This is a genomic window from Pseudomonas wayambapalatensis, assembly GCF_049942315.1.
Classification (GTDB): Bacteria; Pseudomonadota; Gammaproteobacteria; order Pseudomonadales; family Pseudomonadaceae; genus Aquipseudomonas; species Aquipseudomonas wayambapalatensis.
Genome location: NZ_JBNFMU010000176.1, coordinates 1 through 13,946 on the forward strand (window position 1 = coordinate 1; position 13,946 = coordinate 13,946).

General features: G+C 64.6%; 10 protein-coding genes. 1 reads left to right on the forward strand and 9 read right to left on the reverse strand.

Annotated elements, in window-relative coordinates; genetic code table 11:
• Window positions 1-56 precede the first annotated feature (56 nt).
• The gene (locus tag ACPZMI_RS12275) at window positions 57-1,442 is read right to left on the reverse strand and encodes a heavy metal sensor histidine kinase (protein WP_426352314.1); all 1,386 of its coding nucleotides are present in this window, start codon (window positions 1,440-1,442) and stop codon (window positions 57-59) included.
• Window positions 1,439-2,113, reverse strand: a complete 675-nt coding sequence (locus tag ACPZMI_RS12280) for a heavy metal response regulator transcription factor (RefSeq protein WP_186668589.1) — start codon at window positions 2,111-2,113, stop codon at window positions 1,439-1,441. The genes ACPZMI_RS12275 and ACPZMI_RS12280 overlap by 4 nt, the downstream gene beginning before the upstream one ends.
• Window positions 2,114-2,382: 269 nt before the next feature.
• Here ACPZMI_RS12280 and ACPZMI_RS12285 point away from each other — a divergent pair, with 269 nt between their 5' ends.
• A complete protein-coding gene (locus ACPZMI_RS12285) occupies window positions 2,383-2,586 on the forward strand; it encodes a hypothetical protein (protein ID WP_186668587.1) in 204 nt (67 codons plus the stop codon).
• A 72-nt stretch (window positions 2,587-2,658) separates the two neighbouring features.
• Here ACPZMI_RS12285 and cmoB read toward each other — a convergent pair whose 3' ends face one another.
• The 7 genes from cmoB to ACPZMI_RS12320 form a co-directional block, all read right to left on the reverse strand.
• The gene (gene cmoB, locus ACPZMI_RS12290) at window positions 2,659-3,615 is read right to left on the reverse strand and encodes a tRNA 5-methoxyuridine(34)/uridine 5-oxyacetic acid(34) synthase CmoB (RefSeq protein ID WP_426352315.1); all 957 of its coding nucleotides are present in this window, start codon (window positions 3,613-3,615) and stop codon (window positions 2,659-2,661) included.
• The gene (gene cmoA, locus ACPZMI_RS12295; RefSeq protein ID WP_186720699.1) at window positions 3,612-4,355 is read right to left on the reverse strand and encodes a carboxy-S-adenosyl-L-methionine synthase CmoA; all 744 of its coding nucleotides are present in this window, start codon (window positions 4,353-4,355) and stop codon (window positions 3,612-3,614) included. The genes cmoB and cmoA overlap by 4 nt, the downstream gene beginning before the upstream one ends.
• Before the next feature lie 91 nt (window positions 4,356-4,446).
• Window positions 4,447-4,839, reverse strand: a complete 393-nt coding sequence (locus tag ACPZMI_RS12300) for a protease inhibitor I42 family protein (RefSeq protein WP_186668581.1) — start codon at window positions 4,837-4,839, stop codon at window positions 4,447-4,449.
• A 104-nt stretch (window positions 4,840-4,943) separates the two neighbouring features.
• Window positions 4,944-7,364 carry an endopeptidase La gene (lon, locus tag ACPZMI_RS12305; protein ID WP_426352316.1) on the reverse strand — a complete coding sequence of 807 codons (2,421 nt, stop codon included), beginning with the start codon at window positions 7,362-7,364 and terminating at the stop codon, window positions 4,944-4,946.
• A gap of 166 nt (window positions 7,365-7,530) precedes the next feature.
• Window positions 7,531-9,942: a glucose/quinate/shikimate family membrane-bound PQQ-dependent dehydrogenase gene (locus ACPZMI_RS12310; protein ID WP_426352317.1), complete on the reverse strand. Its 2,412-nt coding sequence runs from the start codon at window positions 9,940-9,942 to the stop codon at window positions 7,531-7,533.
• A 30-nt stretch (window positions 9,943-9,972) separates the two neighbouring features.
• Window positions 9,973-11,319 carry a carbohydrate porin gene (locus ACPZMI_RS12315; protein ID WP_426352318.1) on the reverse strand — a complete coding sequence of 449 codons (1,347 nt, stop codon included), beginning with the start codon at window positions 11,317-11,319 and terminating at the stop codon, window positions 9,973-9,975.
• Window positions 11,320-11,685: 366 nt separating this feature from the next.
• Window positions 11,686-13,737, reverse strand: coding sequence for a TonB-dependent receptor (locus ACPZMI_RS12320; RefSeq protein WP_426352319.1), 2,052 nt, complete (start codon window positions 13,735-13,737; stop codon window positions 11,686-11,688).
• Between the last annotated feature and the right edge of the window lie 209 nt (window positions 13,738-13,946).

Here is a 13,946-nt window from a genome sequence, read left to right on the forward strand (position 1 = left end):
AGCGGGTACTTGTGGGAGCGGGCTTGTCCCGCGATTGGGCCGGTGTGACCCCCTCATCATTCCGCCCGAAACACCAGGGTAAACCGCGTAGGCCCCTGAGCCTGGCTGCTCACCTCGACCCGGCCGCCATGCAGTTGCATGATCGACTTCACGATCGCCAGCCCCAGCCCGGTTCCGCCTTCCTGCCGCGAGCGACCACAGCCGACCCGGTAGAAGCGCTCGAACAGATGCGCCAGATGCGCCTCGTCGATCCCGGGCCCCTGGTTCTGCACCCATAACCACACCTGGTCCTGACGCCGCTCGATACCCAGTTCGATCACCTGATCGTGTGGGCTATGGCGAATCGCATTGCTCAGCAGATTCGACAGCGCCCGCTGGAACATCAACCGGTCGGCCAGTACCGTGCCCCAGCCGTGTGCACGCAGCTCGATACCTTTCAGTTCGGCGCTGAAGTCGAACAGCGCCATCACCCGCGCGGTTTCATCGGCCAGGGACAGCGGCTTGAGCATGGCCAGCGCCTGGGGTTGGCTGACCTGGGCCAGGAACAACATGTCATTGATGATGCGGTTCAGGCGGGTGAGCTCCTCGACGCTGTCCTCCAACGCCTCGCGGTAGCGGTTGCCGTCGCGCTCGCGGGACAGGGTGACCTGGGCCTTGCCCATCAGGTTGCCGATGGGAGTGCGCAGTTCGTGGGCCAGGTCGTCGGAGAACTGCGACAGCTGGCGAACACCCTGGTCGAGGCGATCGAGCATGATGTTGATGCTGCCGGCCAGCTCCGCCAGTTCCTGGGGCAGGCCAGTGGTCGGCAGGCGGTGCGCCAGGTCGTGTGCGCAGATCTGCCCGGCGATGCGGCGGAACCGGCGCAGGGGGTCGAGCCCGCGCTGCACCAGTTTCCAGGCACCGATGCCGATCAGCAGCAAGAGTATCGGCAGCGCCAGCAAGGTCGAATTCAGGTAGGCCTGGAGCAGCGCATTGTCGTCGGCGCGGTCCAGCGACATCATCACCCGCACCGGCTGGTCGTCGCGCAGGCGCATCAATTGAGTGACGGTGAGGATCTGCCGCCCGTCGCTGTCGCGCCATTGCGTGAAGCTTGGTTGCTGCCCCGCCGGTAGCTGGCGCAAGGCCTGTGCCTCGAGCGCCGGGCCCAGGCTCAGCAGCGACGGATGCCGCCCGTTGATCGCCAGCACATTGAGGCTAAGGTTGTCGTGCCCCATCACCAGGTCGAGCAGGGGATGAGCGCGAGCGCCGAGGTCGTCGCTGCGCAGGTCCACCCGCAGGTTGTGCTCGACTTGCATCATCTTGCGCGCCAGGTCGCGACGGGCGCGGCTGTCCAGTTCGTGGTCGAGGGCGAACACTGCCAGGCAGGCCAGCAGCAGCACCAGCGCGGCGCCCATCAGGGTGACCGAAAGCCCCAGGCGCAGCGACAGGGTGCGGCCTTTCACGTGCGAGCCTCGAGTACATAGCCCACGCCGCGCAAGGTGTGTATGAGCTTGTTGTCGAAGGGGTCGTCGATCTTGGCCCGCAGGCGGCGGATCGATACCTCGACCACATTGGTGTCGCAGTCGAAATTCATGTCCCACACCAGCGAGATGATTTGCGTACGAGAGAGCACTTCGCCGCTCTGGCGCATCAGCAGGTGCAGCAGGGTGAACTCCTTGGCGGTGAGGTCGATGCGCTGGCCGCCACGCCAGGCGCGATGCCGGCCGGGGTCGAGCTCGAGGTCGGCGACTTTCAGGGTGTCCGGTTGCAGGTGCTGGTCGTTGCGCCGCAGCAGGCTGCGGATCCGTGCCAGCAGCTCCGGGAACTCGAAAGGTTTGAGCAGATAGTCGTCGGCGCCCAGGTCCAGGCCCTTGACCCGGTCGGCCAGGCGACCGTGCGCGGTGAGCATCATGATCCGAGTGGACGATTCGGCACGCAGGCGCTGCAGCACGCCCCAGCCATCGAGCTCGGGCAGGTTGACGTCGAGGATCACCAGATCGTAGCTGTGCTGGCGCGCCAGGTGCAGGCCATCGGTGCCCGTATATGCGCAATCGACCACGTAGCCGTTTTCGCGCAGGCCCTGCTGCAGGTAGTCGGCGGTGCGGGGTTCGTCCTCGATGATCAATAGGCGCATGGGGGGCTCTGTGGGGTGGAAAGGGCGCGATTCTCAAGCCTGTAGGGGCTTTAGGGTCAAGCTGCAGGATGTTACGGCATGAGAACGCGTTGTCGGCGCAAATAACCGATTTGTAATGCGGGCGTCATCTGGCTGCTTGTTCGAGCTCCGTCGCGGGTAAACACAGCCCACAGGACCACATTGCAAGACTGTAATGCCCACCTCACCTTGGCGTTAGCTGCCCCTCGCTAGGATGGCGCTGTCTGAACGGTGATCATGAGGCAAGCACGATGAACCTGACCAAATACCTGCTGCTGGCGATTCTCGCCGTGGGCAGCACCAGCGTTTTCGCCGAGGGTGGCGCGGAGCGTTCGCAGCGGTTCGTGGATACATTTCTCAAGGAACAGCAGCGGCTGTTCGGCGACCGGCAGGAAGTGCTGGTCAAGCGTGAGCGCCAGGCGCAGGAGACGGCTCGTGAGGTGGCCAAGGAATAGTCTTGGTGAGGCACCGGTGCTGCGACAGCTCCCCGCCGCCGGTGAACTTGGGCGCCCCTCGGGGCGCCTTTTTTATTTGCGCACCAGCAGCGTGGCGCGGCGGGGGGCCGGGAGGCCTTCGATGGTCTTGCTGTGGTCGTTCGGGTCGAGGAAGTCAGCCAGCGATTGGTAACGCATCCAGTCGGTGCTGCGCTGCTCCTCGACGCTGGTGACGCTGACATCCACGCAGCGCACATCGCTGAAGCCGGCGCGGCGCAGCCAGCGCTCCAGCGCGGGCACCGACGGCAGGAACCAAACGTTGCGCATCTGCGCGTAGCGGTCTTCTGGCACCAGCACGTGCTGCTCGTCGCCTTCGACCACCAGGGTCTCGAGTACCAGCTCGCCGCCTTTGACCAGGCAGTCCTTGAGCGCCAGCAGGTGCTCGATGGGCGATCGACGGTGATAGAACACGCCCATCGAAAACACGGTGTCGAAGCCTTCAAGGTTGGCGGGCAGCTCTTCCAGGGCGAAGGGCAGGTGCCAGGCGGGCAGCTCCGGCAGGTACTTCTGCACCGCCTGGAACTGGCAGAAGAACAGCCAGTTCGGGTCGACACCGACCACCATGTCGGCACCGGCGCCGAGCATGCGCCATTGGTAGTAGCCGTTGCCGCAGCCGACATCGAGCACGCGTTTGCCCTTGAGGTTCAGGTGCGGGCCGACCCGCGACCACTTCCAGTCCGAGCGCCATTCGGTATCCACGTGCACACCGAACAGGTCGAACGGCCCCTTGCGCCAGGGCGAAAGCCCCATCAGCGCCTGGTGTACCTGGGCGCGGGTGGCGGCATCGCAGTCGCTGTCCAGGCGCAAGCCGTCGACCAGGTCGATTTTCTCGGGCGTCAGGTCCGGCAGCGCATCCAGCGCGCCGCGCCAGCGCTCGAGGTCGCCATGGCCTTTTTCCAGCTTGGTGTCGAGTTGTGCTTGCAGCCCTTGGGACCAGGAAGCCAGCGGCGTGCCCGCCAGACGGCGGACGAGGGGGGACAGATCGATCATGGCAGGGCTATCAGCGAGGCGAAATTGAGGCATTGGAACCAGGGCACGACTTTCGAGAAGCCGGCGGCGCGCAGGCGCTCCTGGTGGGCTTGCAGGGTGTCGGGCTTCATCACGTGCTCGATGGCGCTGCGCTTCTGGGCGATTTCCAGGTCGCTGTAGCCATTGGCGCGCTTGAAGTCCAGGTGCAGGTCGTTGAGCAGCGCCTGTTCCTGTTCGTCGTCGAAGCGCAGTTTCTCGGACAGGATCAGCGCGCCGCCTGGCAGCAGGGCTTGGTGAATGCGTGCGAGCAGGGCCAGGCGTTGCTCCGGGGCGATGAACTGCAGGGTGAAGTTCATCGCCACCACCGAGGCAGGCTCGAAGGGCAGGGCGAGGATGTCGGCCTCGAGCACCTGCACCGGCAGCAGTTCCTGGAACATCGAGTCCTGGGCGGTGAGGTACTGCCGGCAGCGTTCGACCATGGCCGCGGAGTTGTCCACGGCGATCACCCGGCAGCCATCGTGGCGCACGTGGCGGCGCAGCGACTGGGTCACTGCGCCCAGCGAGGCGCCGAGGTCGTACAGGGCGGTGTGTGGCTGGGCGAAGCGTGCGGCGAGCACGCCGAGGTTTTCGACGATGGTCGGGTAGCCGGGTACCGAACGCTTGATCATGTCCGGGAACACGCGCACCACGTCCTCGTTGAAGACGAAGTCGGGCACTTGCTCCAGGGGCTGGGCGAAGAGGCGGTCGGGGTCTTTGCTCACGGCGGGTCCAGATTCAGCGGGTGATGTCGAGGGGCGGCATTCTAGCCAAACCGGGCCGAGGATGCATGGCCGGCTGACCAGTGTGGCGCGTTCATTTCACCCGGATGGCGCAATCGAAGGTTTCCACGGGCTGGACTTCCGGGGCCCAGGGCTGCTGGTAGACCAGCACCAGGTGCCCTTCGCCGGCACTGACCGCCTGGAAGCGCCAGGTGGCGACACCGGCACTGCCAACGATGCCAGCTTCCTCGGGCGAGTTGTAGACTTCCGGGCCGAGGCTGCGTAGCAGGCCCGAGGCCGGATCCTTGATGCTCCAGCGATACCCGGTGGAGGGGTTGCTGGCCAGCGACAGCGACAGGGTCTGGCCGACGTGCAGGCGCTGGGGGCATTCGCTGTCGGCATCCAGCTCGACGGTCTGCCGCGATTGCTGGGCGCAGGCGGCGAGCAGGCTGAGGCTCAGGGGGAGCAGCAGGCGGGAGAAGGTCATGATGGCTCCTGAGGCGGACGATGGCCCTGAGGATAACCGATGCGCTGGAGTGTGTGGGGCCTGTGAGGGCCCATCGCGGGGCATCGCGATGGGCCCTGGGTTTATCAGAACAACACTTTCGCCACGTCGGCAAAGCGTTTGGCGAAGTGGACGGTCAAGCCTTCGCGCAGGTACTCGGGCAGTTCTTCGAAATCACCCCGGTTGGCTTCCGGCAGAATCAGCTCGTGAATCTTCTGGCGCCGCGCGGCGATCACCTTCTCGCGCACTCCGCCAATCGGCAGCACCTGCCCGGTAAGGGTCAGCTCGCCAGTCATCGCCACACCTTTCTTCGGCGCCTGGTCCCGCGCCAGTGACAGCAATGCGCTGGCCATGGTTACGCCGGCACTGGGGCCGTCCTTGGGCGTGGCGCCCTCGGGCACGTGCAGGTGAATGAAAGCTTCGTTGAAGAAGCCTGGATCACCGCCGTACTGCTTGAGGTTCGAGCTGACATAGCTATAGGCGATTTCTGCGGACTCCTTCATCACGTCACCCAGCTTTCCGGTGAGCTTGAAGCCGCGGTTGAGCGTATGAATGCGCGTGGCCTCGATCGGTAGGGTGGCGCCGCCCATGCTGGTCCAGGCAAGGCCTGTGATCACGCCCTTGCCCGCCAGTACTTGCTCGCTGCGGAACACCGGCATGCCCAGTGCTGCCTCGAGGTCCTTGGTGCCGATCTTGAGCTTGGCGTCCGGGCTCTCCAGCAACTTGACCACTGACTTGCGCACCAGCTTGCCGAGCTGTTTCTCCAGCTGGCGGACCCCGGCTTCACGGGCATAGCCCTCGATCACCATGCGCAGGGCGCCGTCGCTGATGCTCAGGCTGGTCTTGGCAACGCCGGCCTTGTCCAGTTGCTTGGGCCACAGGTGGCGCTTGGCTATGGCCAGCTTTTCTTCGGTGATATAGCCGGACAGGCGAATCACTTCCATGCGGTCGAGCAGCGGGCCGGGGATCGAGTCCAGAGTGTTGGCGGTGCAGACGAACAGCACCTTCGACAGGTCCAGGCGCAGGTCCAGGTAGTGGTCGAGGAAGTCGACGTTCTGCTCTGGATCCAGCGTTTCCAGGAGTGCCGAGGCCGGATCACCCTGGTAGCTCTGGCCCATCTTGTCGATCTCGTCGAGCATGATCACCGGGTTCATCACCTCGACATCCTTCAGCGCCTGCACCAGCTTGCCGGGTTGGGCGCCGATGTAGGTGCGGCGGTGCCCCTTGATCTCGGCTTCGTCGCGCATGCCGCCGACGCTGAAGCGGTAGAAGGGACGCCCCAGGGATTCGGCGATGGATTTGCCGATGCTGGTCTTGCCGACACCCGGCGGGCCGACCAGCAGCACGATCGAGCCGCTGATCTCGCCTTTCCAGGCACCTACGGCGAGGAACTCGAGAATGCGCTCCTTGATGTCGTCGAGCCCGGCGTGGTGCTGGTCGAGTACCTTGCGTGCGTGCTTGAGATCGAGCTTGTCCTGGCCGTACTGCCCCCACGGCAATGCGGTAGCCCACTCGAGGTAGTTGCGTGTGACGGCGTATTCCGGCGAGCCGGTTTCCAGGATCGCCAGTTTGCCCATTTCCTCGTCGATGCGCTTTTTAGCCTGCTCGGGCAGGGTCTTGCCTTGCAGGCGCTGTTCGAACTGTTCGAGGTCGGCACTGCGGTCGTCTTTGGTCAGCCCCAGTTCCTGCTGGATGACCTTGAGCTGTTCCTTGAGGAAGAACTCGCGCTGGTGCTCGCCGATCTGCCGGTTTACTTCGGCGGAAATCTCGTTCTGCAAACGCGCGACCTCGACTTCCTTGCGCAGCATCGGCAGGACCTTCTCCATGCGCTTGAGCATGGGGACGCAGTCGAGCACTTCCTGCAACTGGTTGCCGGTGGCGGAGGTCAGGGCGGCGGCGAAGTCGGTGAGCGGCGAGGGGTCGTTGGGGCTGAAGCGGTTGAGGTAGTTCTTCAGCTCTTCGCTGTACAGCGGATTGAGCGGCAGCAGCTCCTTGATCGCATTGATCAGGGCCATGCCGTAGGCCTTGACCTCGTCGGTGGGCTGCGCGGGCTGATGCGGGTACTCGACCTCGACCAGGTAGGGTGGTCGATGGTGCTTGAGCCAGGTGCGGATGCGTACGCGGGTCAGGCCCTGGGCGACGAACTGCAGCTTGCCGTTCTCGCGGCTGGCATGGTGCACCTTGACCAGGGTGCCGTATTCCGGCAACGCCTTGGTGTCGAAGTGGCGGTGGTCTTCGGGCGGGGTGTCCATGAAGAACAGGGCCAGGGAGTGATGATCGGTCTTGGCGACCAGGTCGAGGGTTTCGGCCCAGGGTTCCTCGTTGACAATCACCGGCAGCACTTGCGCGGGGAAGAACGGGCGGTTGTGGATCGGGATCACGTAGACCTTGTCCGGCAGTTGCTGGCCGGGCAGGGCAAGGGCGCGGCTGGTCTCGGCCTTGGCCTCGAGGTGTTCGACTTCGCTGTGTGCGTCGGGGTGTTCCGGGAAATCCTGCTGGTCGCTCATGGGGCACCTGCGTGAATGACTATGGTGCTTAGATGGGGCAGGGAGGGATGGGTTTCAATGGTAGACGAAGGCAGGAGGGGGAGGCTTTCATCTTTGCCGGCCGGTGCCGGACCGCTCGCGGGCTTGCCCGCGAAGGCGGCGGTGAGGCCACCGCCGCCTTCGAAGGTTACTCAGCCAGTTTGTAAGCGATGATGTAGTCGCCCATCCTGGTGCCCAGCGAGCCATGCCCACCGGCCACGATCAGCACATACTGCTTGCCGTCCTTGCCCGTGTAGGTCATCGGCGTGGCTTGGCCACCGGCTGGCAGGCGAGCGCTCCACAGCTCCTTGCCGTTGTGCACGTCATAGGCGCGCAGGTACTGGTCCAGGGTGCCACTGAGGAAGCCCACGCCGCCGGCGGTGACGATCGAGCCACCCATGCTCGGTACACCCACCGGCAAGCCGATCGGCACAGGGGTGCTGTCACGAGTGGTGCCGTTCTTGCGCTTCCACACCACCTTGTTGGTGAACAGGTCGATAGCGGCCACATAACCCCAGGCTGGTGCCTGGCACGGCACGCCCAGTGGCGACATGAACGGGTGCATGGTCACGGCATACGGAGCGCCGGTATTCGGCTGCACGCCACTGGTCTCGCTTTCGCGCTTGCTGCCTTCGGCCACTTGCTCGCGCGGAATCATCTTCGACACGAACGCCATGTAGTTCGGCGAGGTGAACAGCAGCTGACGCACCGGATCGACCGACACGCTGCCCCAGTTGAACACGCCGACGTTGCCTGGATACACCAGCGAGCCCTGCTCGGACGGCGGGGTGTACTGGCCTTCGTAGCGCAGCTCGCGGAACTGGATGCGGCACAGCATCTGGTCGAACGGCGTGGCGCCCCACATGGCCTGCTCGGTCAGCTCGGGGCCGAGCAGGTTGAGATCGGAGCGGGCCTGGGTCGGCGCGGTGTGGTCACCCTTGACCGCGCCTTGCGGCACCGGAATCTCGCGGATCGGCACGATCGGGGTGCCGTCACGACGGTCGAGCACGTACAGGCTGCCCTGCTTGGTCGGCACGATGACTGCAGGTTTCACGCCATCGTCGGTCTTCAGGTGCACCAGGGTGGGCTGGCTACCCACGTCCATGTCCCACAGATCGTGGTGGGTGAACTGGTAATTCCAGCGTGCCTTGCCGGTGGCCAGGTCCAGGGCGACCACGCCAGCGCTGTACTTCTCGGCGCCTGGGGTGCGGTCGGCGCCCCATTGGTCAGGGGTCTGGTTGCCCAACGGCAGGTAGATCATGCCCAGCTCTTCATCGACGCTGGCCAGCGACCACATGTTCGCCGAGTTGCGGCTGTAGGTCTTGCCCGGCGCCAGGGGCTTGGTGTCGTCGGGGTTGTTGCTGTCCCAGTTCCACACCAGACGGCCGTCGTGCACGTCGTAGGCGCGGATCACGCCGGACGGTTCGTTGGTCGACTCGTTGTCGGTGACATGCCCGCCGATGATCACCAGATCACGGGTGATCGCAGCTGGCGAAGTGGAGTAGTAGCCGCCGGCGGTGAACGGGCCGATGCCGGTGGTCAGGTCGATCGCACCCTGGTTGGCGAAGCCTTCGCAGACCTTGCCGTTGTCGGCATTGATCGCGATCAGGCGGGCATCGGCAGTGGGCAGGTAGAGGCGTCGTGGGCAGGCCTGGGCAACGATCTGGCCGGCATCGGAGATCTTCGGCGCAGGGCTGCCGTCACGGCTGACGTAGCGGTTCTCGTCATAGTACGAAACGCCGCGGCAGGTCATGTGGGCGAAGCCCTTGAAGGTCTTGACCGGGCTCTTGACCTGCGGGTCGAAGCGCCAGATTTCGGCACCGGTGTCTGGGTCCAGGGCCAGCACCTTGCTGTGCGCGGTGCAGGCATAGAGCATGCCGTTGGCCTTGAGTGGGGTGTTCTCGTTGGTCAGCTCGACCGGGTCGTTGTCGGTCGGCAGGTCGCCGGTGCGAATACGCCAGGCTTCTTCCAGGCGATAAGCGTTCTGCGGGGTGATCTGGCGCAGTGGCGAGTAGCGGTCGCCGTGCTCGGTACGCCCGTAGGCCTGCCATTCGCCATCCGGCATGGAGGGAGCGGCACTGGCCATCTCGCTGCTGTCACGCCCCAGTTCGCCGAAGATTTCCCCGGGATGGGTGAACTGGCTACCGACTGCGATTGCGCCGGAGGCGACCACCGCGGCGGCCAGCAGGGCGCCGTTGACCTTCGATGCAGGCCCAAGCAGCGGGCGGCGCGCCCAGGGCAGCAGCAGGATCACGCCAAGGGCGAACCAGATGGCCAGGCGTGGCACCAGTTGCCACCAGTCCAGACCCACTTCCCACAGCGCCCAGGCGGTGCTGGCCAGCAGCACCACGCCATACAGGCCGAGGCCGATGCGGCGCAGGGCGATCAGCAGGATGCCCGAGAGGGCAAAGCCGATCCCGCCGATCAGGTAGTACAGGGATCCGCCCAGCTGGCTCAGCTTGATGCCGCCTGCGATCAGGGCCAGGCCCATCAGCAACAGCAGCACGCCTACGAGGCGCGGTAGCCAGCGGGTTCCATTCTTGGCACCGTCAGTGCTCATCGTATGTTCTCCGTTCGTTCAAGGTTGGGTTCAGAAACTGCTCTGGATCTTCAGGCCGCCGACCAGCGCGTCATCGACCTGCGACACCCCGCCCGGATGGCGGATGTACTGCAGGTTAGGGCGCACGGTAAGCCAGTCGGCCAAGTGAATGCCGTAGTAGAGTTCGGCGCTGTATTCGGTGTCCTGGACGGGCAGGAAGCCGGGATTGTCGTAGTCGACGACGGCGTTGGCCTGGTTGGCCAGGCGCGCGTTCTTGCGATAGGCGGGGTTGACGTGCACGCGGGCGAGGGCGAAACCGATATCGTCCTTGGCGCGGGCATCGAAGGGCCCCTTGTACACCACACCGGCCTGAACATAGTTGTCGATGGCATTGGTCTTCTTGTCGTGCATCGTGGCATTGGCGAACAGGCTGAGCCCGCGTGAGGCGTCCGAGGCGCGCGAGGTCACCTGCTGCTGGGCGCCGAGCCAGAAACCATGCTTGCTGGCGCTGCTGCGGTAAGCCTGGCCGCTCAAGGCCGCCGGTTGGCCGTTGCCGTCCTTGTAAACATCCTGTGCCTTGGCATTACTGTAGTAGTAGCCGGCGCGATATTCCCCTTTCAGGCCATTGACCCGTGGGCTCCATACCAGTTCGATCGGCATCAGTGCGCCTTGCGTGCCGCTGCCGCTGAGCTTGAAGCCATTGCCGGATTCGAGGTTCGAGGGGTTCTGTTCGAAGACGCCGACCTGGGCATAGAGATCGTCGGCGAGGTTGTAGCGCACGCGCAGCGCCCACTGGCTGACCGGCCAGTTGTACCAGATGCCGCCAACCCAGTTACCCACCTGCGAGCCGCAGAACGCCAGGTTCTGGAAGTCACAGGGGAAGCTGTTGAAGTCTTCGCCTTCGCCGAAGCGGCCGAGCTTCACGTCCAGTGCGCCATCGAAATATTTCTGCTTGATCCACATCTGCGTCAGGCGCCAGGTTTCGCCACGGCCCCAGACTTCCTGGGCGGAGGTGAAGCCGCCCACGCGCGGGTCGTTGATGCGGTCATTGCTGATGTTCTGGCCGTGGCGTTCGGTTACCGTCAGCTGGAATTCGCTGTCTCGCCAGCCCAGGATCTTCTGCAGGTCCAGGTGCGTGCCCAGGGTGAACTGGTCGCTGTAGCGCGCAGTGCGATCATGATCGAAGCCGCCGTGCAGGTTGCTGCCCATTTCGCCGGTGTAGCCGAAGGTGAAGTCGTAGCCCTGGGCCTTGAGTGAGGTGCGGGCGCCGCCCCAGTCGCCGAACATCCAGGGCGAGTCGTTGGCGGAGGCTGCGGTTGCGCTGACGCTGGGGGAAAAGCCGCTGAGCAGGGCGGTGAGGGCAAGGCCCGGGTATGGATTCTTCGGCAGTTGAAGCATGAGATAGCGCTGTCTTTTGATTATTGAGAAAAACGCAAGCGCATCGATGAGCGGGCTCTTCGATGGAAATGGCTGCAGGGATTTAAAAGTGAAGCGTTTCAGCTTGCGGTGGGCAGGATATAGCGGAAGTTGTAAGAAAAAAAGACAAAATGTCGCAGGGGATTGTTGTCGCAGAGGTAACAGTCGGCGCGGTTTCTGTAGGAGCGGCGGTTCGGCGCTCCGACTTGCCCGCGAAAAAGACCCCGCGCTGCCTGGCACTGGCTACGCCCGTGTTCGCGGCGGTTCGGCGCCCCGACAAGCCCGCTCCCACAGGGGGATTGGGCTGGCCTTTAGATTTTGAACAAGACAGTCGCTCCTGCACGCAGGTCAGAAGCTGGTGCGCAGCCCGACTTCGACGCTACGCCCCGGTGCCGGCGCGATGTCGCGCAGGATGGAGCTGGCGTAACGCACTGTCTGGTCTGTCAGGTTTTCGCCACGTACGAACGCCAGCCACTGGCTCTGGCCAATGTCGAAGCGATAGCCGACGCTGGCGCCGAGGGTGGTGTAGCCGTCGGTGCTGTGTTCGTTGTCCGGCTTGCGGTGCTGGGAGGCGGCGTGTTGCACGTCCACCCGCGCCTGCCAGCGATCCAGCTCCCACAGCAGGCCTGTTCCCAGCCGCAGCGGGGCGATGCGTGGCAGTGGCTCGCCGGTGTCGAGGTTCTTGGCGCGGGTATAGTCGCCGGACAGCTCCAGGGCGAAGCTGCCGTAGCGGTTCTCCACCAGCTTCCAGCGATCCTGGGCCTCGATACCGTAGAAGCGCGCACGCACGCCTTGATACAGGTACTCAGGAATCCCGCCGTCGTCGTGGTCATGATCATGGTCGTGGTCGTCGTCACCATGGCCATGATCATGCCCTTCGCGCAGATTACCGCTGCCGATCAGGCCGATGTAGTTGCGAAAGTGGCTGTAGAACACGCCGACACTGCCCTTGTGCGTGCCGTTGTCGAAGCGCAGTGCCAGGTCGCCGGAAATCGCCTTCTCCTTGTTCAGGTTCGGGTCGCCCACTTCATAGGCGCCGGTGGCGACGTGCGCGCCGTTGGCATACAGCTCGTAGAAGGTCGGTGCGCGCTCGGTGTAGGCCAGGCTCGCCGCCAGCGCCCAGACCGGGTCGAGCTGGTACACCGCGCCCGATGACAGGCTTGCGGCATTGAAGCTGGTCGATTTGTCGGCACCGACGAAGTTTTCGTTACCCTTGGCATCCGGATCGATGCGGGTGTGCTCCAGGCGCGCGCCCAGGCTCAGGTTCAGGCGTTCGGTAGCCTGCCATTGCTCGAGCATGAACAGCGCCAGGCTGTCGGTGTCGGTGTGCGGCACAAAGGCTTCTTCACCCAGCGCCGAGAATTCGTTGCGGCTGACGTGGGCACCGATCACCCCTTCGACGGGGCCGATGGGCTGGTGGCGGGCCTCGATGCGTGCCTCATAGCCTTTGTTCTTGAAGGTGGTGTGGACCTCGCCCTCCTCGATCTCGCGGTGCTGGTAGTCGGTGTAGCCAGCGTCGACCTTGATCGAACTGAACGGCCCTTCGAGTTCACGCAACTCCGAGGCGAAGGCGTAGTGGTCCTGTTGCATGTCCAGGCGCACGCCGGGCTCGGCCACCGAGCCGTAGTTGCTGTCGTAGCGGCTGTAGGACAGGCCGGCATAGCCATGATCCCAATGGTAGGCCCCGCCGATGGCGCCGCCGTCCTGGCGGCCGTCGCTGTTTTCCAGGCGATGCTTGCTGCCGGGGTCATCGGCGTCGCGCACCTTCGAGCTGCGGGCGTAGCCGGGGATGCGCAGGTCGTTGAACTGACGGCTGTTGGCGTCCAGGTGCAGGGCGAAGTTGCCGTCACCGGCTTCGAGCTTGCCGGCGCTGCTGCGTGTGGTATCGGCGCCGCCGTAGCGCAGCTCGCCGGCGCCATGGATGCCGTCGATGGGCGAGTCGGGAATGCGGTTGTCGAAGGTGTTGATCACACCGCCAATGGCGTTGCCGCCATAGAGCAGGGCGGCGGGGCCGCGGACGATCTCGACGCGGTCTACGGTGACCGGGTCCAGCGGCACGGCGTGGTCATAGGACAGCGACGAGGCATCGAGGGCACCGACGCCGTTGCGCAGGATACGGATGCGGTCGCCATCCAGGCCACGGATCACCGGGCGACTGGCGCCTGGGCCGAACCAGGTGGAGGCGACACCAGGCTGCTTGTTGAGGGTTTCACCGAGGCTGCCGTGCTGCTGTTGCAGCAGGTCGTCGCCTTCGAGCACGGTGCTTGGCGCGGCGAGTTGGCGGTTGCCGAGTGGGTTGGCGGTGATCACCTGGGGTTCGAGCTCCACCGCCTGGCTGGGCGATGACGCCAGCCACAAGGCGACGGCGAGGGGAGAGAGACGCAGGGGCTTGGACAACATGAGCGTGTGACGTTCCTTGGCAGATACTTATAGTAAAGATACGTATAGATACAATATAACATTACTATTTCATCACAGAGGTTGCGTCCTGGCCAGGGGGGGCGTGCTGTGGAAGGCTCTGGCCTGGGCTGGGAGCACAGGCGGTCCGCATCCTTGCACACCGGCCCACTACACTCGTGTAAGGTGCGCATCTTTCAACGCGGGAGCAC

Excerpts from the sequence above, each read along its gene's own strand:
- ACPZMI_RS12280 (WP_186668589.1), bottom strand. The coding sequence starts at position 2,113 with ATGCGCCTATTGATCATCGAGGACGAACCCCGCACCGCCGACTACCTG.
- ACPZMI_RS12285 (WP_186668587.1), top strand. The coding sequence starts at position 2,383 with ATGAACCTGACCAAATACCTGCTGCTGGCGATTCTCGCCGTGGGCAGC.
- cmoB (WP_426352315.1), bottom strand. The coding sequence starts at position 3,615 with ATGATCGATCTGTCCCCCCTCGTCCGCCGTCTGGCGGGCACGCCGCTG.
- ACPZMI_RS12300 (WP_186668581.1), bottom strand. The coding sequence starts at position 4,839 with ATGACCTTCTCCCGCCTGCTGCTCCCCCTGAGCCTCAGCCTGCTCGCC.
- lon (WP_426352316.1), bottom strand. The coding sequence starts at position 7,364 with ATGAGCGACCAGCAGGATTTCCCGGAACACCCCGACGCACACAGCGAA.
- ACPZMI_RS12310 (WP_426352317.1), bottom strand. The coding sequence starts at position 9,942 with ATGAGCACTGACGGTGCCAAGAATGGAACCCGCTGGCTACCGCGCCTC.
- ACPZMI_RS12315 (WP_426352318.1), bottom strand. The coding sequence starts at position 11,319 with ATGCTTCAACTGCCGAAGAATCCATACCCGGGCCTTGCCCTCACCGCC.
- ACPZMI_RS12320 (WP_426352319.1), bottom strand. The coding sequence starts at position 13,737 with ATGTTGTCCAAGCCCCTGCGTCTCTCTCCCCTCGCCGTCGCCTTGTGG.